Genomic DNA, 22515 nt, shown 5'->3' on the forward strand with positions numbered 1-22515 from the left:
GCTCCAGGCCGTCAGTCGGCGGTGCGGCCGAGCTGGACGTTCTCCAGGATCCCGGCCGCGTCGGGGACCAGGACGGCGAGCGAGTAGTAGGCGGTGACCAGGTAGTTGATGACGGCCTGCTCGTTGACGCCCATGAAGCGGACGTTCAGGCCGGGCTGGAACTCCTCGGGGATCCCGGTCTGGTAGAGGCCGATGACCCCCTGGTCGGCCTCGCCGGTGCGCAGCGCGATGATGCTGCTGGTGTGGTCGTCGCTGATCGGGATCTTGCTGCACGGGTAGATCGGGACCCCGCGCCAGGCCGGGATCTCGTGTCCGTCGACATTGGTGGACGGGGGCACCAGGCCGCGCCGGTTGCACTGCCGGAAGAAGGCCGCGATCGCCTTGGGGTGCGCCAGGATCACCTTGGTCTTGCGGCGCATGGAGATCAGCTCGTCCATGTCGTCCGGGGTCGGCGGACCGGTGAAGGAGCTGATCCGCTGCCCGTAGTCGATGTTGTGCAGGAGCCCGAACTCCCGGTTGTTGACCAGCTCCCACTCCTGGCGCTCGCGGATCTCCTCGACCGTGAGGCGCAGCTGCTGCTGGGTCTGGTCCATCGGGTGGTTGTAGAGGTCGGCGACCCGGGAGTGCACCCGCAGCACGGTCTGGGTGAGCGACAACTCGTACTCGCGCGGCGCGAGTTCGTAGTCCACGAAGCCGCCCGGCAGGGTCGGCTCGCCGGTGTGGCCGGCCTGCACCGGCACCTCGGCCTCGCCCTTGCGGTTCATCGGCAGCCGCTGCCGGTCGACATAGGCCTGGAGATGGGCGCCGAGCGACGGCACCCGGTCCATGATCTCCTCGGCGACCGCCCAGGGCAGCGCCATCACCACGCCCGCCGTCTCCGCCCGGACCGAGGTGAGCCAGAGCGGGTCGGTCTGGCCGACCGCCTCGTCGCCCATCTGGTCGCCGTCGGTGACGACCCCGACGACCTCCTCCTCGCCGTACTTGCCGGCCGCGTAACGGATGAACCGGCCGTGCACCACCAGGTAGGTCTCGGTGACCGGCTGCCCGGCCTCGAACAGCACCTGTCCGGCGCGGACCTCGCGGGACTGGAACCGGCCGGCGATCTCGGTCAGCGCGTCCAGGTCGTCGTAGCCGCGCAGGATCGGCAGTTCGGTGAGGGTCTGCGGGATGACCCGGATGTCGTCCCCGCCGTTGTGCTCGAAGCTCACCCGGCCCCGCCCGGTGCGCAGTTGGAGGCGCCGGTTGACCCGGTAGGTGCCGCCCCTGACGTCCACCCACGGCAGTGTCTTCAGCAGCCACCGGGACGTGATGGCCTGCATCTGCGGTTCGGACTTGGTGGTCGTGGCGAGCTGGCGTGCCGCCCGGGTGCTCAGGCTGGTGAGCTGCCCGTCGGCGGTCGGATCCGGCTCGGGCTCCTCGACGGCGGAACCGATGACGCTGTCCGGTGTGGACACTTTCCCTCCAGCAGAGAGGTGAACAACGGTGACCCGAAAGGTCGGTGGTGTGCGAGGTGGTGGTGCGCACGGACAAGCCAAACAGCCTTGGTGATCTACGGGTACGGCGCGAAAGGGGCGGTTGCATGCCTTAGTTGCGCAAACCTGGAGTTCGGGGTGGAAAGGGTGGTGTTTCCCGTTCGTGCGCCGGTCGCCCGCTCTCGTGCCCGGGCCGCGCCGGGGTTGGGCTCAGGAAAGGTCGTTGACCAGCACCGCGGCTCCGTCGAAGCGCCCGGCCTTGAGGTCCCGCAGGGCCCGCGGGGCTTCCGACAGCGGGTAGGCATGGGTGGTCGCGTGCACGCCGTGCCGCTCGGCCAGGGCGAGGAACTCCCGCCCGTCGGCACGGGTGTTGGAGGTGACGCTGCGCAGCTCCCGCTCGTAGAACAGCTCGCGCTCGTAGTTCAACGGCGGTACGTCGCTGAGGTGGATGCCCGCGACCGCGAGCACTCCGCCCCGGTCCAGGGCGCGCAGCGCGACCGGCACCAGGTCGCCTGCCGGCGCGAACAGGATCGCGCTGTCCAGCGGCTCGGGCGGCGCCGCGGAGGCGTCCCGCGCGGAGGCCGCGCCCAGCTCCACGGCCAGCCGCCGGGCCTCGGCACCCCGGGTGAGCACATGCACCCGCGCGCCCTGGGCGAGCGCCAGCTGCGCGCACAGGTGGGCGCTGCCTCCGAAGCCGTACAGGCCGAGCCGCCCGCCCGGCGGGAGCGAGGCCCGGCGCAGCGCGCGGTAGCCGATGATCCCGGCGCACAGCAGCGGTGCGAGCGCGACGTCGTCCAGGGCGCCGGGCAGCCGGTAGGCGAAGGCGGCCGGCACGGTCGTGTACTCGGCGTAACCGCCGTCGGCGTCCCAGCCGGTGTACTCCGAGTGCGGACACAGGTTCTCGGCGCCCCGCAGGCAGTACGCGCACTCCCCGTCCGTGCGCCGCAGCCAGGCCACCCCGACCCGGTCGCCGACCGCGAAGTCCGCCACCCCGGCGCCCATGCCCGCGACCGTGCCGACCACCTCGTGCCCCGGGGTCACCCCGGGCCGGTGCACCGGCAGGTCTCCCTCGGTGACATGCAGATCGGTACGGCACACCCCGCAGGCCCGCACCCGGACCAGCAACTCGTCGGCCCCGGGCACCGGCACCGGCCGCTCGACCAGCCGCAGCGGATCCCCCTCGACCGGTCCGGGCCGCTCCACCGACCACGCCCGCATCACATCCGCCATACCGCGCCCCGTCCGCCGAAGGCCGCCGACTCCCTTCCCCAGTGTCCGCCGGAGTCCGGCGTTCGGCGCGCGGGCGGACCTCCCGGTGGCTAGCGTGAGGAACCGGGAGAACCCGCACGATCGGAAGGCACGCGGCGATGGCGGTACAACCTGAAGGAACCCCCTGTTGGGCCGACGCGATGTTCGGCGACCTGGAAGGGGCCAAGAGCTTCTACGGCGAGGTCCTCGGCTGGACCTTCGGCGAGTCGTCCTCGGAGTACGGCAACTACACCCAGGCCTACGCGAACGGCAAGGCCGTCGCCGCCGTCGTACCGCCCATGCCCGGTCAGGAGGGGCAGTCGCAGTGGTGCCTGTACTTCGCCTCGCCGGACGCCGCGGCCGCCGCCGCGCGGATCCGGGAGAACGGCGGCGAGGTGCTGATGGAGCCGATGCAGGTCGGCGACTTCGGCACGATGTGCCTGGCCCGTGAGCCCAGCGGCGCGGTGTTCGGGATCTGGCAGGGCGGCGTCCACGAGGGCTTCGAGGCCACGGCCGTGCCCGGCGCCTACTGCTGGGCGGAGGTCTTCACCCGCGAACCCGAGAAGGCCGACCCCTTCTTCGCGGCCGTCTTCCCCTACACGGTCCGGCAGATCGAGGACGACAACGTCGACTTCCGCACGTTCAACCTCCGTGAGCAGCCCGTCCTCGGCCGGATGCGGATGACCGACGACTTCCCGCCCGAGGTGCCCTCGTACGTCAACGTGTACTTCACCGTCGCCGACTGCGACGAGGCCGTCGCCAAGGCGACGAAGCTCGGCGCGGTGCTCCGCTTCGGGCCGATGACCAGCCCCTTCGGCCGGTTCGCGGCGCTCAGCGACCCGCAGGGCGCCAACTTCTCGGTGATCGACGTCACGACCACCGAGGGCGAGATGCCCCCGACCACAGACGTCTGACCTGGGCGGATCCCGGACCGCGGCCGGGCACCCCGTCCGGCCGTGGCATGATCGGGCGCATGCGTGAACGAGTGGTGGCCGCGTGCGACGGGGCTTCTAAGGGAAACCCGGGACCGGCGGGCTGGGCCTGGGTGGTGTCCGACGACGCGGCGACTCCGGCCCGCTGGGAGGCCGGGCCGCTCGGCAAGGCCACCAACAACGTGGCCGAACTGACCGCCCTGGAGCGGCTGCTGACGGCCGTCGACCCGGACGTGCCGCTCGAGGTGCGGATGGACTCGCAGTACGCGATGAAGGCCGTCACCGCCTGGCTGCCCGGCTGGAAGCGCAACGGCTGGAAGACCTCCGCGGGCAAGCCGGTCGCCAACCAGGACCTGGTCGTCCGCATCGACGAGCTCCTCGACGGCCGCACGGTCGACTTCCGGTACGTCCCCGCCCACCAGGTCGACGGCGACCCGCTGAACGACTTCGCCGACCGCGCGGCCAGCCAGGCGGCCGTGGTCCAGGAGGCCGCGGGCAGCGCCCTCGGCTCCCCGGAACCGCCGCCGTCCCCGACGTCCGCCGCCTCCACCGCGGCCCCGCGCCGCAAGGCAGCACCCCGCAAGAGCGCGGCGGGGGGCTCCGCGGCCCGTACCATCAAGGCCAAGTTCCCCGGCCGCTGCCTGTGCGGCCGCTCCTACGCGGCCGGCGAGTCCATCGCCAAGAACCCGCAGGGCTGGGGCCACCCGGAGTGCCGCACGGCAGAGGCCTGACGCCGAGACCTGACACGGCGGCCCGATCAGTCCTCCAGGGTGTCGAACGTGTAGAACCTCGTGTGGTCGAGCAGGTCCGCCGGCCGCACGTCGTTCCACGGCTTCATCGTCTCGTCCAGGTCCACCACGTCCGGCGTGCCGCCGCCCGGCACATACGCCGCCTCCGGGTGCCGGCGCTGCCAGCGGGCCCAGAGCTTGTCGATGAAGGCGTGGTGCAGCCAGAACACCGGGTCGTTGGGGGAGACCCCGGTGGCCATCTGCCCGCCGACCCAGACATGGACCCGGTTGTGCAGGTTGACCCCGCGCCAGCCCTCCAGATGGTTCCGGAAGCCGTCCGAGGCGCTGTTCCAGGGCGCCATGTCGTACGTCGCCATGGCGAGCACCGAGTCGACCTCGGCCCGGGTCGGCAGCTCGCGCACGCCCGTCCCGAGCGACCTGCGCAGATAAGTACGGCCGTCCACGCGGACGTTGACCGGCCAGTTCCCGCCGGCCGCGGCGAACGGCCCGTCCGTCACCCGCCCGTCCGAACTGCGCCCGGTGCCGCCGAGGAAGTCCGGTGCCCACAGCGCGGCACGGACGGTCCGGTCGGCGCTCCAGTCCCAGTAGGGGAGCGCGACGGAGGAGTCCACCGACTGGAGGGCCTGCTCGAAGTCGAGCAGGAATCTGCGGTGCCAGGGCAGGAACGACGGCGAACGGTGGCCGGTGCGCTCCGAGTCGTCGGTGTCGGACATGATGAAGGCGTTGTGCGTGCGCACGAAGTCGTCGTAACGCCCGCCGCGCTTCAGCTCGATGACGGCGGCGACGAACCGCCGCCTCTCGTCGGCGCTCAGACTGGCCTGGTTCTTGCGTACGGTCATGTGCGGAGTTGCTCCTTGTACGGGGCGGTCAGGACGGCCGGGGCGGTCAGTTGGCGGGGAACGGCAGCAGCACGGCGCCCTGCAACTCGTCGACCGCGGCGCGGGCGGCGGCGCGCGGGGTGGCGACCGGGTCGTAGTGGCTGACCACACTGATCCAGCTGCCGTCCGCGTTCCGCATCACGTGCAGCTCGACCGCGTCCACGGACATCGCGTATCCGGCGCCGTGTCCGTGGTGATGACCTCCCATGCCGTGCATGCCGCCCATGTCGTCCATGGCGGCCGGCCGGCCCTGTATCCGGCGGCCCTTGTAGACCTCGTCGAAGGGTTCGAGTGATCCCTCGTGGGGGTGGCCGCCGGCCGAGGCGCCGGGTGCGCCGAGGGTCTGGACGCCGGCCGCGGCGGCGAGGGCGGCCGCCGCGGTGAGTGCGCGACGGCGGGTGAGTTCGGGCATACGGATGCTCCTGTGACGGGTGCGAGTGATGACCCCGTATGCCTATCCGCCGGTTTCGGAGCGGGAGAAATCGCCCGGATCGGGTTGGCTACGATCAGGACAATTGACTACATGTCATACAAGATTGAACAAAGATGATCTTGCTGTGGCGATGGCTCCGCCGGACCCGGAACGGGCAATTCCTTGCGCGGTCCGGCGGCTTTCCGGTGATCTTTCGCGGTCGTCCGCCGTTCGGGTGGTGTGGCTCACGGCGTCAATCTGGCGCGATTCGAAAACCCGGTCGGGCATTCTCTCGCTGCTACCCTCCGGTTCCAATTGGCCACGTTCGGTGAGATCCAGGGGTGTGTGCGTGAAGGTCGTCTGTGTCGGAGGCGGGCCCGCCGGCCTGTATCTCGCGATCCTGCTCAAGCGGCAGAACCCGTCCCACGAGATCACCGTCCATGAACGCAACCCCGAGGGCTCCACCTACGGCTGGGGCGTCACCTACTGGCGCGCCCTCCTCGACCGGCTCCACACCTGCGACCCCGAGTCGGCGCGGGCCATCGAGGCGAGCTCGGTGCGCTGGACCCAGGGCGTCGCCCACGTCCGCGACGAGGTGGCCCGGCAGCCCGGCGACGTGGGCCACGGCATCGGCCGCCACCGCCTCCTGGAGATCCTCGCGGAACGCGCCCGCGCCCTCGGCGTGCGGCTGGAGTTCGAGGACGAGATCAGCCCCGACAACCTCCCCGAGGCCGACCTGGTCGTCGCCGCGGACGGCATCCACAGCACCCTGCGCGCCCGGCACGCCGACCACTTCGGCGCCGACGCCACCGAGGGCCGCAACCACTACGTGTGGCTCGGCACCACCCAGGTCTTCGACTCCTTCACCTTCGCCTTCGCCGAGACCGAGCACGGCTGGGTCTGGTGCTACGGCTACCCGTACGACGCCGAGCACAGCACCTGCGTCATCGAGTGCGCCCCGGACACCCTCACCGGCCTCGGCCTCGACGCCATGGACGAGGCCGGCCAACTGACCCTGCTGGAGAAGCTGTTCGCCGGCATCCTCGACGGCCGCCCGCTGATCGGCGGTTCCTCGGCGGCCTGGCCGGCCTTCCGCACCCTCACCAACCGCACCTGGCACCACGGCAACCTGGTCCTCCTCGGCGACGCCGCCCACACCACCCACTACTCCATCGGCGCCGGCACCACCCTCGCCCTGGAGGACGCCATGTGCCTGGCCGACGCCCTGCGCGAGCACGCTGCCCTGCCGCAGGCCCTCGCCGCCTATGAGCAGCGGCGCCAGGCCGAACTGGTCTCCGCCCAGAGCGCCGCCCGCCTCAGCGCCCAGTGGTACGAGAACCTGCCCCGCTACATCGGCCTGCCCCCGCACCGCATGTTCGCCCTGCTCGGCCAGCGGCACTCGCCCCTGCTGCCGTACGTCCCGCCGCAGCTCTACTACGGCCTCGACAGGGCGGTCGGACGGCTGGAGGTACTGCGCCGGTTCAAGCGGTGGCTCGGACCCCGGGCGGCGCGCGCCCTGCACGCCCGGTCGTAGCCCCGGGCGGCAGCGGAATGTTTGGGTGAAAGGCCATTCACTCGATAGGGTGAATTCGTATTCACCTCTTTTCCGCGCCGCCCGCAGGAGTACCGATGGACCAGCCCGCCCCGACAGCCGGTAGCCCGGGATCGCCCGCCGCTCCGCCCCCGTTGCGGGAGCGGCTGACCATTCCGGTGCTGGCCTTCGGCGGGATCCTGATGGCCGTCATGCAGACGGTGGTCGTCCCGCTCCTGCCGGACCTGCCCCGGCTGACCCACTCCTCGGCCGGCGCCGTCTCCTGGACGGTCACCGCGACCCTGCTGGCCGGGGCCGTTCTCACGCCGGTGCTCGGCCGGGCCGGCGACATGTACGGCAAGCGCCGGGTGCTCACCGGGGCCCTCGCGCTGATGACGGTGGGCTCCGTGATGTGCGCCCTGTCGTCGGACATCACCGTGCTCATCGTCGCCCGTGCCTTCCAGGGCGCCGCCGCCTCCGTCGTGCCGCTGTCGATCAGCATCCTGCGCGACGAACTCCCGCCCGAGCGCCGGGGTTCGGCGGTGGCGCTGATGAGCTCCACGGTCGGCATCGGGGCCGCCCTGGGCCTGCCGCTGGCCGCGCTGGTGGTGCAGTACTACGACTGGCACACCATGTTCTGGCTGACCAGCCTCCTCGGCGCGCTGGGCGTCGCGGCCGTCTGGTGGGCGGTCCGGGAGTCACCGGTGCGCCAGCCCGGCCGGTTCGACGTCCTCGGCGCGCTCGGGCTGGCCGTCGGGCTGACCTGTCTGCTGCTCGGCGTCTCGCAGGGCGGCCAGTGGGGCTGGGGCAGCCCGCGCGTCCTCGGACTGTTCGGCGGCGCCGTCCTCGTGCTGGCCCTGTGGTGGTGGCAGCAGCTGCGGACCGGTGAACCCCTGGTCGACCTGCACCTCGTGACCCGGCCGCGGGTCGGCCTCTCCCATGTCGCCGCCCTGCTGACCGGGTTCGCCTTCTACGCCAACTCGCTGGTCACCGCCCAGCTGGTGCAGGCCCCGAAGGCCACCGGATACGGCCTCGGCCTGTCCATCGTGGCCACCGGCCTGTGCCTGCTCCCCGGCGGCGTGACCATGCTGCTGTTCTCCCCGCTCTCCGCCCGGATCTCCGCCGCCCGAGGCCCGCGCATCACCCTGGCCCTCGGCGCCGCGGTCATCGCCTGCGGATACGTGGTCCGCATCGCCGACAGCCGCGACCTCTGGATGATCATCCTGGGCGCCACCGTCGTCGCCACCGGCACCACCCTCGCCTACTCCGCGCTGCCCACGCTGATCCTGCGGGCCGTCCCGGCGAGCCAGACCGCCTCCGCCAACGGCGTCAACGTCCTCATGCGCACCATCGGCCAGGCCACCTCCAGCGCCGCCGTGGCCGCCGTCCTCACCCACCACACCAGCCTCGTCGGCGGCGTCCCGATCGCCACCCTGCACGGCTACCTGCTGGCCTTCGCGATGGCCTGCGCCATCGCCCTCGCGGCCGCCGCCGCAGCACTCTCCATACCCGGCGACAAGGCTCCCGCCGACACCCCCCGCGCCCGGAACCGTGCCGAGAGTGCGAGGGACGACGCACTGGAGGGAGCATGAGTGCCGTGAGCACCCGACCCGGCAGCACCCCCGCCGCACCCGCACCCGCATCCGGGGCCGCCCCCGCCCCTGCCCGCCGGGACGCCGAGGCCACCAAGGCGGCCATCCTCAGGGCCGCCCGGTACCTCCTCGCCCGGCACGCGCACGCCGACATCACCCTCAAGGACGTCGCCGAACGCGCCGGGGTCAGCGCGCCGTTGATCCTCAAGTACTTCGGCAACAAGGACAGCCTGTTCGCCCGCGTCATGTCCTTCGACACCGACGCGGCCGACCTGCTGGACGCCCCCCTGGAGGATCTCGGCCGGCACATGGTCCGGCACGTCCTGGAGAGCCAGCGCGACCGCGGCGCCGACCCGCTGCTGCGGATCGTCTTCGCCCCCCTGCACGGCGACCACGGAGACGTGCTGCGCGCCAACTTCCGCGCCCACGTGGTCGACGCCCTCGCCGCCCGGCTCACCGGACCCGACCCCGACCTGCGCGCCGAACTCGCCGTCGCCCAGCTCATCGGCCTGGGCGTGATGTACGGCATCGCCCGCGGCCCGCGGCTGCGCGACTCCGCGGCCGAGGACATCGCCGACATCGCCGACCGGTACGGCCCCGCCGTCCAGGCCCAGTTGACGCCGTGAGCGCTCAGCTGGAGGTGCCTCGATGCGTCGTCGTTCGGCCGCGGCGCCATCGTGGCTGGTCGCGCAGTTCCCCGCGCCCCTTCGGGGCGCTGCCGTCACCCGGCCTGCTCAGTCCGGCTCCGGCCCTGTAAGCAGTGCCTCGGCCGACCCGCGGAAGGCGGTCAGCAGCCGCTGGTTGTCCTCGGCGCGGGTCGCCAGGACCACCTGGCTCGGCTCGACGCCGTGCAGCGGGACCGCGGTCAGGTCGGGGCGGATGGTCGCGCCGGGCACCCGCGGCACGATCGCCACGGCCTGCCCGGCGGCGACATGTTCGAACTTGTCCTCCACCGCGCCGATCAGCGGACCGTCGGGCGCCGGGCTGCCGTCCGGCCGGGGATCGACGCGCCAGAACGCGTTCCACAGCGGATCCCGCCCCCTGGGCAGCGGCTCGTCGGCGATGTCGTCCAGCGTGACCGACTCCTTCCCGGCCAGCCGGTGGTCCAGCGGGACCACCAGGACGCGCGGTTCGTCGTAGAGGACCGTCACCCGCAACCCGTCGGTGCGCAGCGGCAGCCGGGTCACGACCGCGTCCACGCGACCCGTCAGCAGGGCCTCGCGCGGCTCGCCCCAGTCGAGGTGCAGGGTCCGCACGTCGGCGTCCGGGAAGCGCCGGCGCAGCTCGCGCACGGCCGGGGTGACGAAGATCCCGTTGATGTACCCGACGGTGATCCGGCTGGGCTCGGCGGCGGCCCGGGTGACGGCCGCGGCCTCACCCGCGGCCCGCAGCAGCGCCCGGGCCCGCGGCAGCAGCACCTCGCCGGCCTCGGTGAGCCGGGTGCCCTGCGGGGTGCGGTCGAAGAGCCGTGCCCCCAGCACCCGCTCCAGCCGCTGGATCTGCCGGCTCAGCGCGGGCTGGGTGATGTGCAGGGTGCCGGCGGCCCGCCCGAAGTGCCGCTGCTCGGCGACCACGGTGAAGTACCGGACGAGCCGCAGATCGAGGTCGGGGGCGGAAGCCGGATCAGCCATGCCTCCAGCATAGGGCCGACGACCTGCACCGATGCCTGAGAGGCATTGCGCAGTGCGAAACAGGCCTTGGACGCCCGCCGCCCGCCGCCCGAACGATGGGAGCACCACCCTCTCCCTCTCCCTCGAAGGAGCACCCACCATGCGGGTATTCGTCACCGGCGGCAGCGGCTTCATCGGCTCCGCCGTCGTCCCCGAACTCCTCGGCGCCGGCCACCAGGTCGTCGCCCTCGCCCGCTCGGACAAGTCGGCCGAGACCCTGCGTGCGGCGGGCGCCGAGGTCCACCGCGGCAGCCTCGACGACCCCGAGGACGTGGCCCGTGCCGCATCCGGGACCGACGGCGTGATCCATCTGGCCTTCAACCACGACGAGTTTCCGAACCTCACCCGCGCAGCGGAGAGCGACCTGCGCGTGATCGAGGCGCTCGGGGCGGCCCTGGAGGGCTCGGACCGGCCCTTCGCGGTCACCTCGGGAACCCTGATGCTCGCCTCGGTCGACGGTGTGGCGACGGAGGAGAACACCCCGGTACCGGGCACCTACCGCAGCGACTCCGACCTCGCCGCGCTCGCCCTGGCCGAGCGCGGCGTACGCAGCGCGGTGGTCCGGCTGGCGCCCTCGGTGCACGGCCGCGGCGATCAGGGCTTCGTGCCCCGGCTGATCGACGTCGCCCGAGACAAGGGCGTCTCCGCATACGTCGCCGACGCCACCAACCGCTGGCCGGCCGTCCACCGCCTGGACGCGGCCCGCCTGTTCCGCCTGGCCCTGGAATCGGCCCCGGCGGGCACCGGCCTGCACGGCGCGGCCGACGAAGGAATCCCCTTCAAGGACATCGCGGCAGCCATCGGCAGGGGCCTCGACGTACCGGTGAAGAGCATCCCGGCCCAGGAGGCGCAATCCCACTTCGGCTGGCTGGCCGCCCCGGCGACGATCGACAACGCGACATCGAGCGAGCGGACCCGATCCCTTCTGGGCTGGAAGCCGGAACAGCCGGGTCTGATCGCGGACTTGGACGAGGGCCACTATTTCTAGCGAAGCGGTTGCTTTTGAGCGCCGGTCGTGCGAGCGCCCCTTCTTCCAGGGGCGCGGGGCTGTTGTCGATTTGCGGCTGCGCCGCGGGGGCGCGACCAGCCCCCACCATCAACGGCGCACAAGCACCCCATCCAAGAACCCGTTACTGAAAACCCGGTGCGGATCAAGCCGATCAAGCGTCTCGACCGCCGCGTCCCACACTCCACCCCCGAACGACGCAGGAATCCTCGTACCGAGCACCACCTCGTCACTCCACACACCCGACTCCGTATAACCCCACCCCTTGGACCACTCGACCCGAGTCCCCTCGAACCTCTCGAACAGGAACTGCTCCAACTCCCGCAGAAACGCGTCGGCATGAGGCGTTCCCGGCAGGGTCAGCACATCCAGCCACACAGCGGTGTCGGCCCCCTCCCGAGGCCGCAAAGCCGACAGCAACGGCACCTGAGCACCGCCCACCCCGACATCCGACGCCTCGTCCAATCCCGTCACCCGGATCTCCACCGACCCGTTGACCGGGAACCGGCCCAACGCCGCGTACGCGGTGAGCCGTTCCCGGTAGAAGGAGGTGAACTCGTGCACCACCCGCTGCACATCGGCCCGCCGGCTCAGCACCGCGTACCCGTTCGCACCGATCCGCAGCGTGGTCGGCCTGACGTACAGCAGCGTGTTCTTCGAAGGCCCCCAGATGTCCGAGGACAGCGTGGCCGTCAACCCGAGCGCCGCGACGTCCAGTTGCGCGTTCCCGAGCACCGGCGCCAGATACCAGGCCGCGTCGGACACCATCCGCCCCACCAGGTCGGCGACCACGGTCGGCACGTTGTCCGAGAAGGGGTAGTTGTACGGCGCGGTGACGTGCCGTGAGGTGAGCGGCTTGGCCGGGGCGACGCTCCACTCCTTCAGCCACGGGTACTCGGTGAAGGCGAACCAGATCGCCTCGAGGCGCCCGGACCGCCGCAGGAAGCCGTCCAGGGTCCGGCCGGGGGTCCCGGGCGCGGCGAACAACTCGGCGGCCGGGATGTCGGTCCGGCTGACGCACCGCAGGCTGCTGTTCGCCCCGACCCGCAGCACGACCTCGGTGACCAGCGCACGGCCCAGATGCGTCAGCAGCGCCGCACAGTCCGCCTCGTCGCGCCGGAACGTCCGCAGGGCGTACGTCCCGGCGCTGTCGTCCCAGACCACCGCCGTCAGCGACAGCACCAGGTTGCTCAGCGAGCCGTAGGTGCGGCCGGGCAGCGGCTCCTCGCCGTCGGCCGGTACGGCGCTGCCGTGGGCGTCGATCGCCAGCGCGCCGCCCAGCGTCAGATCGCCCGGCGCGGGCGCCGCGGTGAGCCCGAGGCCGTGGCCTTCCAGGAAGGTGAGCAGTGCCTCCAGGGTGACCCCGGTGCCGGCCCGGACCGCCGAACCGGAGTCCAGGGAGAGCCCGGTGAGATGGCTCGCGGTGTCGACGAGCAGGACCTGGTCGCCGGCCCCCGTCCCCTCGGTGATCGTCAAGGGCGACCAGCCGTGCGAGGAGCCACGCGCGCGTACCCGCCAGCCGTTGCGCCAGGCCCAGTCGACGGTCGCGAGCACCTGGTCGGCGTCGGCCGGGGCACACGCCCACAGTCCGTCCGCGGTGATCTCGCCGACCCAGTTGCGGTAGGCGGAACGATACAGCGCGACCTCCGCAGGGAAGCCCGGCAGTTCGGTGGCGGCCACGGCCGGATCGGCGGCGAGCAGCACCGGTACGGCGGCGAGGGCGGCGGCGGACCTCAGGAAGCCCCGACGGCTCCAGCCGCCCATGGCAGGGAAGTTGTCCGATGAACGATCAGTCACGCCGACACGCTAGGGGCCCGTTTGACACACCCCCGATTTCCGTCCACCAAAATCACCCGTGTGAGTGAAGGATTCACAGGTGGGTGGGGACGAACCGGCCCGTGACAGCGTTGTCGGTGGCGGATGACAGACTGGCGCCATGGACGAACGCGTAATCGGCAGGTCGGGACAGCGGGCATCGGTCGTCGGCCTCGGCACATGGCAGCTCGGCGCCGACTGGGGCGAGGTGGACGACAAGGAGGCGCTCGCCGTTCTGGAGACGGCGGCGGAGTCGGGGGTGACCTTCTTCGACACCGCCGACGTGTACGGCGACGGGCGCAGCGAGCAGACCATCGCCGCCTTCCTGAGCGGCAGGCCGGACCTGCACGTGCTGGTGGCCACCAAGATGGGCCGCCGGGTCGACCAGATCCCGGAGAACTACGTCCTGGACAACTTCCGCGCGTGGAACGACCGGTCGCGCCGCAACCTCGGCGTGGACCGCCTGGACCTGGTCCAGCTGCACTGCCCGCCCACCCCGGTCTACTCCTCCGACGCGGTGTACGACGCCCTCGACACCCTGGTCGAGGAGGAGCGCATCGCGGCCTACGGCGTCAGCGTCGAGACCTGCGCGGAGGCGCTCACCGCGATCGCCCGCCCGGGCGTGGCCAGCGTGCAGATCATCCTCAACCCGTTCCGCATGAAGCCGCTCGGCGAGGTGCTCCCGGCCGCCCGGAAGGCAGGCGTCGGCATCATCGCGCGCGTACCCCTCGCCTCCGGGCTGCTGTCCGGCAAGTACACCAAGGACACCGTCTTCGCGGCCGACGACCACCGCACCTACAACCGGCACGGCGAGGCCTTCGACCAGGGCGAGACCTTCTCCGGCGTGGACTACGCGACGGGCGTCGAGGCCGCCGCCGAGTTCGCCGCGCTCGCCCCCGAGGGGTACACCCCGGCCCAGCTCGCCCTGCGCTGGATCATCGACCAGCCCGGCGTGACCACGGTGATCCCGGGCGCCCGCAACCCTGAGCAGGCCCGCGCCAACGCGGCCGCCGCGAAGCTCCCGGAGCTGCCGGCGGAGACGGTCGCCGCGATCCGCGACCTGTACGACTGCCGGATCAAGACCCAGGTGGAAAGCCGCTGGTAGCAGTGGTGTGGGCCGGGAGCACAGCCGCATTGCTCCCGGCCCGTACCGTTCGCCCGTGCCGTTTGAAGGATCGGCCCGTCGGTTACCCGTACTCCATGACCGACCAGGCGAGGCGGACCGGGCGCGACGAGACGGAGGAAGAGCGCGCCGACCGGATGTGGAGCGATCTCATCCAGGAAGTGCGCGTCGCCCAGACCGGTGTGCAGATCCTGTTCGGCTTCCTGCTCACCGTTGTCTTCCAGCAGAAGTACGCCGAGCTGTCCGGCACGGACAAGACGATCTACGTCGTCACCGTCGTCCTGGGCGCGTCCGCCACCGGAGCCCTGATCGGCCCGGTCTCCCTGCACCGGCTGGTCTCCGGCCGCAAGGTGAAGCCGCAGGCGGTGCGGATGGCGTCCCGGCTGACCTCTATCGGCCTGTTCCTGCTGCTGGCCACCATGACCGCCTCCCTGGTGCTGATCCTCCGGGTGGCCACCGGCGGCAGCCCGGTGACCTGGGCGGTCGTGGCCGTCGTCGTCTGGTACCTGGTGTGCTGGTACGGCCTGCCGCTGTGGTCCCGGCACCGTCACTCCACCCGCTGAGCCGCCTCCAGCGTCCGCAGCTGCCGGTCGTGCACCCTGCTCAGCACCAGCACGGACACCGTCGCCCCGATCAGCGCGCAGAACATGTCCCACTGGGTGTCCCACACATCGCCCTGGGTGGCCAGGAAGGCGTCCGCGCCGTGTCCGCCGATCTCGGCCGCCAGCCACTCCAGCAGCTCGAAGAAGGCGCTGAACGCGAGGCAGGCGCACACCGTCAGCGGGGCCAGCCAGCGGCTGCCGCGCAGCGGGGAGGCACGGACGAGCAGCTCCCGGACCAGGACCGCCGGCACGAAGCCCTGCATGAGGTGGCCGAAGCGGTCGTACGGATTGCGTGACAGCTGGAAGGTGTCGCGCACCCAGTCGCCCACCGGGACCTCGGCATAGGTGTAGTGGCCGCCCACGGCGAGCACCAGCGCATGCGCCGCGAGGAGCCCGGCCAGCAGGCCCGTCAGCGGGAAGCGCCGCCAGGTCAGCACCACCAGCGGCAGCCCGACCAGCACCCACACCGTCTCCAGGAACCAGGTCGTACGGTCCCGCGCGCCCCACCACGAGAGGGCCATGCCGACCACCACCACCCCGGCGAGCAGGGCCGGCGGAACACGGCGGGGCACCCGGTGCGGAACGGGGCGCGGGGCGGGGTGCACAGCGGTCATGGGGACTCCTTGTCGTGGGAGCCTCATCGTGGCCGCGGCGCCCGGGCGCCTGCATGAGTACGGCTACTCAGCCGGTGGCGAGGATCTCCGCGAGTACGTCGTCCATGGGGACCACCTCCCGGCCCGGCGGCACGGCCAGGTAGGTGTCGCTCAGGAAGGAGGCCAGTGCGGGCGCCCATGCGAACACCACCGCGTGGTGGCGGCTGCCGCCCGGCAGGGGGTCGCCGAGGAAATCCATGCGCACTTCCCTCCAGCGCCCCTGCCGTACGGGACGCAGCCGTACGTCCCCGACGCCGACCGGCTCCCTCAGCCCGTCGTTCAGCATCTCGCGGTCCAGCCGCCACCGGGCGAGCACCCGGCCGTCCAGGGTGAACACCGCGGTGACGGCGAACGGGTCATCGGCGTCGTACGCCAGATGGGCGAGGACGGGACAGCGCTCCGTCCCGTCCGCCCTGAGCTGTACGACCAGGGTCCTGTGCACGATGGGGTTCACGCGAGTGGCCTCCGAGAACGATCGGCTTGGTGCCCTCTAGTACCCCTGTCACGGGAAAAACGCTCAACCCTGAGCGAAATTGCCCTACGAGCCCTGCAAGCCGAGCCCCAACGTGCACCGCGGACCCTAGGCGTCCTGCGTGCCCTGCGCGCCGCGCAGTGCGGTCAGGCAGGAGCCGATGGCCTGCTGGAGGTCCTCCAGGCGCTGGACCATGTCGTCCTCGTAGAAGTCCTGGGCGTCGTCGAAGGTCAGCTCCTCGAACGCCTTGGTCGCCTTCTGCAGGCTGTTGTAGAACTTGGTGCGCTTCTCCTGGACCCGCAGTTCGGGGTCGGCCTCCACCGCCTCCACGACCAGGTTCTTCATGGTGTCGAAGGCCTCGGTCGCCCACTCGCCGGTGTCCTCGTCCTCGTCCAGTTCGTCGAGGAGCGACAGATGGCGCTCGGCCTCCTGGCGCAGCTCGGCCGGCGCGTCGACGGTCTGCCCGGCCGGGGTCTTGATCTGGCCGGACTCGGCGATCTGCCGGACGTAGCCGATGCGGTCGGCCGAGCGGCTCTCGGTGGCGACGGCCTTCTTCAGGTCGGCGGTGCGGACCACGTCCCGGGCCAGCACCGTCTGGAGGTCCGGGTCCTCCTTGATGCGGTCGAGGAGGGCCGAGCGGGCGGCGCGGGCGGTGGACGGGTCGGCGAGGATCGCGGCGCGCAGCGCGGTGGGGTTCTCGGCGACTTCGAGGGCCTTGGTGGGCCGGATGCCCTCGGCCTCGGCGGCCTGGGCGATGGCGGTGCCGCGCTCGGAGGTGGCGCTGTTGCGGGAGACGTAGTAGTCCAACCAGACGTCGGAGTCCGGGAGTTCGACCTCCTGCCCCGGCGCGAGGGCCTCGAAGTGCGGGACCAGGCCGTCGTCGGCGGCCTTGTCCCAGGCCTTGTAGTAGCGCATGACGCGCTCCGCGGAGCAGCCGGCCAGCTCGGCGAACTCCTTCGCCGAGACCTTCGGCGTCTCGTCCGCGCCCTGCCCTCCCGGCCGCACGCTGCGGGCCACCATCAGCCCGAACGTCCAGCCTCCGGTCCGCACATAGGCGCCGAACTCGCGCGCGTCCCGCGCCACCAGGTCGGAGAGGGGAGCCGGGGACGCGCTGGACGTCTCGGACGGGTCGATCGCTAGGGTCACGGAGGACACTCCTGAAGGCTGCCGAACTGCATACGTACCGACGGGCAGCCTATCGACCCGGTGGCCGGCGTCCGCCGCACGCCGAGCCGTACCGGACCGGAGACGGATCAGCTCGTGGTGGGGCGGAACGTCTGCAGGAAGGTCTTCATGGCGAGTCGGTCGGCGGCGTCGTCCCAGGCGGCGGCGGGTGTCGTGATGCGCAGCGAGAAGCTGCGGCCGCCGCCCAGCAGGAACCCGCGGCCGAAGGTGTGCACCCGGTCGGCGCCGGTCCCGGAGAGCCACTCCATGTCGGCGGCCTTGTGCCCCTGGTACGTGGTCGCCTTGATCTCGCCGACCCGTTGGTAGCCGTCCAGCTTCTCCAGGCCCGGCTCCACGTCGTCCCGCCAGATCGCGACCGGGTCCGGACCCGCCTGGGTGCTGTAGGTGACGGCCAGGGTGCGCAGGTCGTCGCCGCCCGGACCGAAGGTGATGCGGTAGGCGGTGTCGTCCCGCGCGGTGTCGAGGCGCTTCCACCCCTTCGGGAGCGCCACCGAGAACCCCTCCGGGGCGGTGTAGCGGTGGAAACCGGCCGGCAGCGCACCCGCCGTCGCCGTTGCCGTCGCCGAAGGGGACGCGGACGCCGAGGCGGAAGCGGAGGGGGACGGGGCGGGGGAGGAGGGCGAGGTCCGCGACGGGGAGGGGCTGGGGGCGTTGCCGTCCGTGCGGTTGGCCGGGTCGCCGGCCGTGGCGGATGCGCTGGGGGCCGAGCCCGCCGAGGCGGCGCCCGGCAGGCCCTGGGTCGCGGCCAGCACCGCGACCGACACGGTCACCACGGCCAGCGCGGTCCCGCCGATCATGGTGGTTCTGCTCCACCCGGAGGACCGGGCGGCCACATAGGCGCCGCGCAGCCGGGAGACGGGGGCGGGCTCGGCCACCGCATCGGGGTCCTCCTCCAGGACACGTGTCAGCGCCTGGCGCAGCACCGGCCGGCTCAGCCGTTCCCGGGAGTTCTTCCGCAGCAGTCCCTGCACCACCTGGGTCAGCGGCCCGGCCCGCAGCGGGGTGCGCAACGGCAGTCGGTCCACGCCCTTCAGGGTGGCGTCGGCCTTGCCCCGGTCCCGGAACGGCGGCCGCCCCTCGACCATCGTGTAGAGGATCGCGCCGAGCGCCCACAGGTCGGCCGAGGGCCCGATGCGCTCGTCCCGGGCCTGCTCCGGCGAGGCGTACGACGGCGCCGTGACCCGGGGCGCCAGCGTCGCGCCGGCCAGGCCGAACCCGGTGACGACGACCGGGCCCCGGTCACGGACGAAGATCTGGCCGGGGCTGAGCTCGCCGTGCGTGTAGCCGTCGGCGTGCGCGGCCTCCAGCACGTCGAGTACTTCCAGCCCGATGCGGGCGGCCCGTACGTAGTTGAACGTGGGCTGCTGGGCGAGCAGTTCGCTGAGCGGTGTGCCGTCGATCAGCTCCGTGACCGTCCACAGCGCGCCCGCCTCCTCGAAGGCGTCGATCACCATGGCGACCCGGCCGGGCCGCAGCGCGCTCATCACCTCGGAGGAGCGCAGAATGCGGGCGGTGGTCCGGCGTACGGTGTCCTCGGTGGGCGGCTCGGGAAACGCGATCTGGGTCACCAGGCGCGGTCGCTCGGCCTGTACGTCCTCCGCGTACCAGCTGATGCGGTTCGGCTCGCGGTCGGCGACTTCGAGGAGCCGGTACTTTCCGGCCACCAACTCTTGTGTGGAGACATGCGCCTTGACCATCGTCATCCCTCGCTGAAACCCCTGCCTCGTCATTAACCAGAAGTACGCGGGACGCTCCCGGGTTTGTTCAAAGAATCTGCAACTCGGGGACCCTTCTTGCCTTTTATTCAACTGGCGGCATCACCTGGGTACTTGTGGAAAACAATGTATGGCCGGGCCTCGACCTGCGGGTAACCGACGGTAAAAGCCCGGGTGCGGTCCGCTGGTCAGCCCAGTCCGAAACGCTCGGTCCACGCCGCGATCTCCTGGTGGGTCACATTGCCCCCGCACACCACGAGGCCGATCCGCGCCCCGTCGCCGACCCGCTCCCGCACCTGTCGGGCCGCGGGCAGCAGGCAGCCGGCGGCCGGCTCGGTCCACACCTTGGCGTGCTCGGCGAACTCCAGACTGCCCCGCACCGCCTCCCGGTCCGGCACCACCAGCACCTCCTCCACCAGCGCCGCCGCATGGTCGTAGGTCAGCCGGGACACGGACGGCGCGCTGAGCGTCGTCACGATCGACGACACCGCGACCGGCAGCGGACCGCCCGCCGCGAGCGCCTCGGACATGGCCTGCGCGCCCGCCGTCTCCACGCCCCACACCCGCACCCCGGGGCGGCGGGCCCGCAGGGCCGCCGCCACGCCCGCGATCAGGCCCCCGCCGCCGATGCTGACGAGCACGTCGGTGAGGTCGTCGTCCGCGTCCTCGGCGAGCTCCAGGCCCACCGTGCCCTGTCCGGCGATCACCACCGGGTCGTCGAAGGGGTGGACCAGCGTGAGCCCCTCGTCCCGCAGCCGCGGCACCAGCTCGAACGCCGAGTCCATGCCGTCGGTCAGCCGCACCGCCGCCCCGGCCGCCTCGACCAGCGCGATCGAGCGGGCGGGCGCGGTACGGGGCATCACCACCGTCGCCTTCACATCGAGGGCCGCGGCCATCACCGCGAGGGCGATGCCGTGGTTGCCGCCGCTGACCGCCACCACGCCCGCCGCCCGCTCGGCCTCGCTCAGCGACAGCAGCTTCGCCGTGGCACCGCGCGCCTTGAAGGAGCCGGTGCGCTGGAGGAGTTCCAGCTTGGCGGTGACCGGGACGCCGAGCAGCTCCGACAGGCCGGGACTGGCCACGGTGGGGGTGCGTACGACGTGAACGGCGACCAGCCGGGCCGCGGCTTCGATGTCGGAGATGCCGATGATGCCGTTCAAGGCGGTTCACCCTTCCGGCGCGGGGGCGACGATCCGCGCCGTTCGCACCCTCACCCGGCCGGACCGCCCTGGTCAACCCGGACCGGCCACGACGGCCGGGCCACTCGGACCAGGGCGCCGGGCTTCAGTGCTGCTGCACCTTCTGCGGGGTCGCCTCGCTCGGCCGGACCACGACGTACCCCTCGCCCTGGAGCATCAGCTGCACGGATTCCCCCGAACCGCCGCGCAGCATCGACCCGATGGACTGCGAGCGGTGCAGCGAGGTCTGCAGGTGCGCGGTCCAGCCCACCACCGCGTCCGTGTCGACGTACACCGGGGCCTGCGGCGAGACCGGGATCACCAGCGGGTTGCCGTCGCAGATCAGGCCGAGTTTGCCGTGTCCGGAGAACACGCTGTTGAACAGACCGCCGCCGGCGATGCCGGACCCCTTCACCGTCCTGATCTCGTACGCCAGTGTGGCGTCGAAACACAGGACGTTGCGGCCGTTCACCGTGAACTGGTCGCCCGGCTCTATCTCGACGATGAAGCAGTTCTGCGCCTCGTGCGCGAACCAGGCCTCGCCCTGGCCCTGCACGGACATCAGCGGCAGCCCCTCGCCGGTGACCGCGCGCTTGAGCATCCCGCCCACGCCCTGGCCCTTGCGCTCGAACTTCAGACCGCCGCGGTGCGCGATCATCGCGCCCTGGCGGGCGTACATCTCGCCGTTGACCGCGTACCTGAGGCACTTCGCGTTCTCGACCGTCAGGCCCGGCTCCAGCGCCGGTGCCACCATGTGCTGACTTGAAAAGAGATCACCCTTCATGTCCGGCATGGTGTCCCGGACGGACCCGTTCCGCCAAGATCACGGACGGTACCGGTTCAGGCACCGAACAGCTGGGTCCAGTAGGTGCCGGCCCGGCCGCCGCCCGCGAAGCCGATGCCTATGTGGGTGAAGTCCGCTTTGAGGATGTTGGCCCGGTGGCCCGGGCTGTTCATCCAGCCGTCCACCACCTCGGCCGCGGAACGCTGGCCGCAGGCGATGTTCTCGCCGATGGTGCGCCGCCGCGAGCCCGCGGCGGCGGCCCGGTCCCACGGCTGGGTGCCCTCGGGGGAGGTGTGCGAGTAGAAGTCCCGGGTCGCCATGTCCGTGCTGTACGCCTGCGCGGCCGCCGCCAGCTGCGGATCCACCGCGAGCGGCCGCAGCCCGGTCCGGGTGCGCTCGCGGTTGGTGAGGTCGACGACCTCGGCGCGGGTGCGGGTCAGTTCGGCCTGGGTCAGGGGTCTGGCCCACAGGGCGGTCCAGTAGGTGTCCCCGTTCCGCGGGCTGCGGGCGTGGGCCAGGCCGGCGTGGGTGAAGGCCGGGTCGAGCAGGGTGCGCCGGGCGTCCTCGGAGCGCAGGCAGTAGTCGACGAACTCGGCCGGGGTGCGGGGGCCGGAGACGAGGTGTTCGCCGACCGTGACGTAGGTGAATCCGGTGTCGCTGATCCGCTGGTGGACCGAGACGCCGTCATGGCTCTCGGTGGCCAGCCGGCCGGCGTCGGCCATGGCGCCGGCGTGCGCGAGGGCGGCCGAGGTGAGCCGGGCGTCCGGGGCCACCGGCGGGCGGCCGGCCCGGGCGCGGGCGGAGTTGACCTGGCCCAGCAGGCCGTCCGGATCGGGGAGCGAGGCGGTCGAGGGGCGGGGCGGCGAGGCCGCCGTGCGCTGGGTCGGGATGGCGGCGCGGAAACCGGCGGCCGGCTGCCGGTCCTCGACCACGTCGACACCGAAGTCCCGGGCGAGGCCCGCCAGTCCGTCCGCGTATCCCTGGCCGATCGCGCGCAGCTTCCAGCCGGTGCCCCTTCGGTATATCTCGGAGAGCAGCAGCAGAGTCTCCGTCTCCGGGCGCGGCGGTGCGAAGCGGGCCACCGTACGGCCGAGGCGGTCGGTCACGTGCAGGGTGGCGGCGGGCAGCCGGCCGAGCGGGGTGCCGGGTTCGGCGGCGGTGACCGTGAGGGTGACGCGCTGGGCCCCGGCCCGCAGCAGGGCCGTCTCGACGGTCAGCGTGTCACCGCGCAGCCGGACGCCGGGCGCGTCCGGCTGGTTGTAGAACACGAAGTCGGCGTCACCGCCGACCCTGCCGCTCTCGCCGGTGATCAGGGCCGACACGTCGAAGGGACCGGGCACCCGCAGCGTCAGCGCGCCGCCCGGAAGGGGCAGATTGCCCCCGGGGACCAGCTCGCTCATCTCGCCGCCTCTACGAGGTCAGGGGCCGAACGCCGCGCCCGGTGGGGGAGTCGCCGGTTGAACGTCCGGCCCGGGCGCGAGGTTCCCCCGGCGGGTCG

21 protein-coding genes are annotated in these 22515 nt (G+C 72.2%); 8 read left to right on the forward strand and 13 right to left on the reverse strand.

The features are described 5' to 3' along the window. Positions 1 to 11: 11 nt before the first annotated feature. The gene (locus ACWGKQ_RS27575; RefSeq protein WP_453294650.1) at positions 12 to 1454 is read right to left on the reverse strand and encodes a family 2B encapsulin nanocompartment shell protein; all 1443 of its coding nucleotides are present in this window, start codon (positions 1452 to 1454) and stop codon (positions 12 to 14) included. A 228-nt stretch (positions 1455 to 1682) separates the two neighbouring features. Continuing rightward, on the reverse strand, positions 1683 to 2690 hold the full coding sequence (locus ACWGKQ_RS27580) for a zinc-binding alcohol dehydrogenase family protein (RefSeq protein ID WP_453294714.1): 1008 nt from the start codon (positions 2688 to 2690) through the stop codon (positions 1683 to 1685). Between the two features lie 149 nt (positions 2691 to 2839). Between ACWGKQ_RS27580 and ACWGKQ_RS27585 the strand changes: the two genes are divergently transcribed. Both ACWGKQ_RS27585 and ACWGKQ_RS27590 read left to right on the forward strand, forming a co-directional pair. Beyond that, on the forward strand, positions 2840 to 3634 hold the full coding sequence (locus tag ACWGKQ_RS27585; protein WP_453294651.1) for a VOC family protein: 795 nt from the start codon (positions 2840 to 2842) through the stop codon (positions 3632 to 3634). A 47-nt stretch (positions 3635 to 3681) separates the two neighbouring features. Beyond that, positions 3682 to 4383: a ribonuclease H family protein gene (locus ACWGKQ_RS27590; protein WP_453294652.1), complete on the forward strand. Its 702-nt coding sequence runs from the start codon at positions 3682 to 3684 to the stop codon at positions 4381 to 4383. Between the two features lie 26 nt (positions 4384 to 4409). Here the strand turns inward: ACWGKQ_RS27590 and melC2 are convergent, their stop codons facing one another. Beyond that, a complete protein-coding gene (gene melC2 / locus ACWGKQ_RS27595; RefSeq protein ID WP_453294653.1) occupies positions 4410 to 5240 on the reverse strand; it encodes a tyrosinase MelC2 in 831 nt (276 codons plus the stop codon). Between the two features lie 46 nt (positions 5241 to 5286). Further along, positions 5287 to 5691 carry an apotyrosinase chaperone MelC1 gene (gene melC1 / locus ACWGKQ_RS27600; RefSeq protein WP_453294654.1) on the reverse strand — a complete coding sequence of 135 codons (405 nt, stop codon included), beginning with the start codon at positions 5689 to 5691 and terminating at the stop codon, positions 5287 to 5289. Between the two features lie 343 nt (positions 5692 to 6034). Between melC1 and ACWGKQ_RS27605 the strand changes: the two genes are divergently transcribed. The 3 genes from ACWGKQ_RS27605 (at position 6035) to ACWGKQ_RS27615 (ending at position 9440) form a co-directional block, all read left to right on the forward strand. Next, positions 6035 to 7225, forward strand: coding sequence for an FAD-dependent monooxygenase (locus ACWGKQ_RS27605; protein WP_453294715.1), 1191 nt, complete (start codon positions 6035 to 6037; stop codon positions 7223 to 7225). A 95-nt stretch (positions 7226 to 7320) separates the two neighbouring features. Then, positions 7321 to 8814 (forward strand): MFS transporter, encoded by a 1494-nt coding sequence (locus ACWGKQ_RS27610; protein WP_453294655.1) that lies wholly within the window; start codon positions 7321 to 7323, stop codon positions 8812 to 8814. After that, entirely contained in the window at positions 8811 to 9440 is a 630-nt protein-coding gene (locus tag ACWGKQ_RS27615; RefSeq protein ID WP_453294656.1) for a TetR/AcrR family transcriptional regulator, read from the forward strand. The genes ACWGKQ_RS27610 and ACWGKQ_RS27615 overlap by 4 nt, the downstream gene beginning before the upstream one ends. 108 nt (positions 9441 to 9548) lie before the next feature. On the opposite strand, the gene ACWGKQ_RS27620 is transcribed toward ACWGKQ_RS27615, so the two are convergent. After that, positions 9549 to 10445 carry a LysR substrate-binding domain-containing protein gene (locus tag ACWGKQ_RS27620; RefSeq protein WP_453294657.1) on the reverse strand — a complete coding sequence of 299 codons (897 nt, stop codon included), beginning with the start codon at positions 10443 to 10445 and terminating at the stop codon, positions 9549 to 9551. A gap of 139 nt (positions 10446 to 10584) precedes the next feature. Between ACWGKQ_RS27620 and ACWGKQ_RS27625 the strand changes: the two genes are divergently transcribed. Then, complete coding sequence (locus tag ACWGKQ_RS27625; RefSeq protein WP_453294658.1) at positions 10585 to 11472, forward strand: SDR family oxidoreductase; 888 nt, start codon at positions 10585 to 10587, stop codon at positions 11470 to 11472. A 108-nt stretch (positions 11473 to 11580) separates the two neighbouring features. Here ACWGKQ_RS27625 and ACWGKQ_RS27630 read toward each other — a convergent pair whose 3' ends face one another. Continuing rightward, on the reverse strand, positions 11581 to 13254 hold the full coding sequence (locus ACWGKQ_RS27630; protein ID WP_453294716.1) for a cholesterol oxidase substrate-binding domain-containing protein: 1674 nt from the start codon (positions 13252 to 13254) through the stop codon (positions 11581 to 11583). Positions 13255 to 13426: 172 nt separating this feature from the next. Here ACWGKQ_RS27630 and ACWGKQ_RS27635 point away from each other — a divergent pair, with 172 nt between their 5' ends. Both ACWGKQ_RS27635 and ACWGKQ_RS27640 read left to right on the forward strand, forming a co-directional pair. Beyond that, a complete protein-coding gene (locus ACWGKQ_RS27635; protein WP_453294659.1) occupies positions 13427 to 14410 on the forward strand; it encodes an aldo/keto reductase in 984 nt (327 codons plus the stop codon). Positions 14411 to 14505: 95 nt separating this feature from the next. Next, positions 14506 to 14991: a DUF6328 family protein gene (locus tag ACWGKQ_RS27640; RefSeq protein ID WP_453294660.1), complete on the forward strand. Its 486-nt coding sequence runs from the start codon at positions 14506 to 14508 to the stop codon at positions 14989 to 14991. Here ACWGKQ_RS27640 and ACWGKQ_RS27645 read toward each other — a convergent pair. The 7 genes from ACWGKQ_RS27645 to ACWGKQ_RS27675 all read right to left on the reverse strand — a co-directional run bounded on the left by ACWGKQ_RS27645 (position 14976) and on the right by ACWGKQ_RS27675 (position 22417). Continuing rightward, the gene (locus ACWGKQ_RS27645) at positions 14976 to 15644 is read right to left on the reverse strand and encodes a DUF2238 domain-containing protein (RefSeq protein ID WP_453294661.1); all 669 of its coding nucleotides are present in this window, start codon (positions 15642 to 15644) and stop codon (positions 14976 to 14978) included. The two genes, ACWGKQ_RS27640 and ACWGKQ_RS27645, sit on opposite strands and share 16 nt — an antisense overlap. Before the next feature lie 67 nt (positions 15645 to 15711). Beyond that, entirely contained in the window at positions 15712 to 16137 is a 426-nt protein-coding gene (locus ACWGKQ_RS27650) for an SsgA family sporulation/cell division regulator (RefSeq protein WP_453294662.1), read from the reverse strand. 126 nt (positions 16138 to 16263) lie between these two features. Next, entirely contained in the window at positions 16264 to 17301 is a 1038-nt protein-coding gene (locus tag ACWGKQ_RS27655; RefSeq protein ID WP_453294663.1) for a hypothetical protein, read from the reverse strand. 107 nt (positions 17302 to 17408) lie between these two features. Further along, positions 17409 to 19043, reverse strand: a complete 1635-nt coding sequence (locus tag ACWGKQ_RS27660; protein WP_453294664.1) for a serine/threonine protein kinase — start codon at positions 19041 to 19043, stop codon at positions 17409 to 17411. A 200-nt stretch (positions 19044 to 19243) separates the two neighbouring features. After that, positions 19244 to 20206: a threonine/serine dehydratase gene (locus ACWGKQ_RS27665; protein ID WP_453294717.1), complete on the reverse strand. Its 963-nt coding sequence runs from the start codon at positions 20204 to 20206 to the stop codon at positions 19244 to 19246. Positions 20207 to 20339: 133 nt separating this feature from the next. Beyond that, positions 20340 to 21017 (reverse strand): AIM24 family protein, encoded by a 678-nt coding sequence (locus tag ACWGKQ_RS27670; RefSeq protein WP_453294665.1) that lies wholly within the window; start codon positions 21015 to 21017, stop codon positions 20340 to 20342. A 56-nt stretch (positions 21018 to 21073) separates the two neighbouring features. Beyond that, positions 21074 to 22417 (reverse strand): CAP domain-containing protein, encoded by a 1344-nt coding sequence (locus tag ACWGKQ_RS27675; RefSeq protein ID WP_453294666.1) that lies wholly within the window; start codon positions 22415 to 22417, stop codon positions 21074 to 21076. Positions 22418 to 22515 lie beyond the last annotated feature (98 nt).

Source organism: Streptomyces sp. NPDC054770 (assembly GCF_053611985.1).

Coding starts and splice junctions, on each gene's coding strand:
- melC1 (WP_453294654.1), bottom strand. CDS start 5,691: ATGCCCGAACTCACCCGCCGTCGCGCACTCACCGCGGCGGCCGCCCTC.
- ACWGKQ_RS27645 (WP_453294661.1), bottom strand. CDS start 15,644: ATGACCGCTGTGCACCCCGCCCCGCGCCCCGTTCCGCACCGGGTGCCC.
- ACWGKQ_RS27610 (WP_453294655.1), top strand. CDS start 7,321: ATGGACCAGCCCGCCCCGACAGCCGGTAGCCCGGGATCGCCCGCCGCT.
- ACWGKQ_RS27625 (WP_453294658.1), top strand. CDS start 10,585: ATGCGGGTATTCGTCACCGGCGGCAGCGGCTTCATCGGCTCCGCCGTC.
- ACWGKQ_RS27590 (WP_453294652.1), top strand. CDS start 3,682: ATGATCGGGCGCATGCGTGAACGAGTGGTGGCCGCGTGCGACGGGGCT.
- ACWGKQ_RS27580 (WP_453294714.1), bottom strand. CDS start 2,690: ATGCGGGCGTGGTCGGTGGAGCGGCCCGGACCGGTCGAGGGGGATCCG.
- ACWGKQ_RS27640 (WP_453294660.1), top strand. CDS start 14,506: ATGACCGACCAGGCGAGGCGGACCGGGCGCGACGAGACGGAGGAAGAG.
- ACWGKQ_RS27615 (WP_453294656.1), top strand. CDS start 8,811: ATGAGTGCCGTGAGCACCCGACCCGGCAGCACCCCCGCCGCACCCGCA.
- ACWGKQ_RS27675 (WP_453294666.1), bottom strand. CDS start 22,417: ATGAGCGAGCTGGTCCCCGGGGGCAATCTGCCCCTTCCGGGCGGCGCG.
- ACWGKQ_RS27630 (WP_453294716.1), bottom strand. CDS start 13,254: ATGGGCGGCTGGAGCCGTCGGGGCTTCCTGAGGTCCGCCGCCGCCCTC.
- melC2 (WP_453294653.1), bottom strand. CDS start 5,240: ATGACCGTACGCAAGAACCAGGCCAGTCTGAGCGCCGACGAGAGGCGG.
- ACWGKQ_RS27585 (WP_453294651.1), top strand. CDS start 2,840: ATGGCGGTACAACCTGAAGGAACCCCCTGTTGGGCCGACGCGATGTTC.
- ACWGKQ_RS27660 (WP_453294664.1), bottom strand. CDS start 19,043: ATGACGATGGTCAAGGCGCATGTCTCCACACAAGAGTTGGTGGCCGGA.
- ACWGKQ_RS27620 (WP_453294657.1), bottom strand. CDS start 10,445: ATGGCTGATCCGGCTTCCGCCCCCGACCTCGATCTGCGGCTCGTCCGG.
- ACWGKQ_RS27670 (WP_453294665.1), bottom strand. CDS start 21,017: ATGAAGGGTGATCTCTTTTCAAGTCAGCACATGGTGGCACCGGCGCTG.
- ACWGKQ_RS27635 (WP_453294659.1), top strand. CDS start 13,427: ATGGACGAACGCGTAATCGGCAGGTCGGGACAGCGGGCATCGGTCGTC.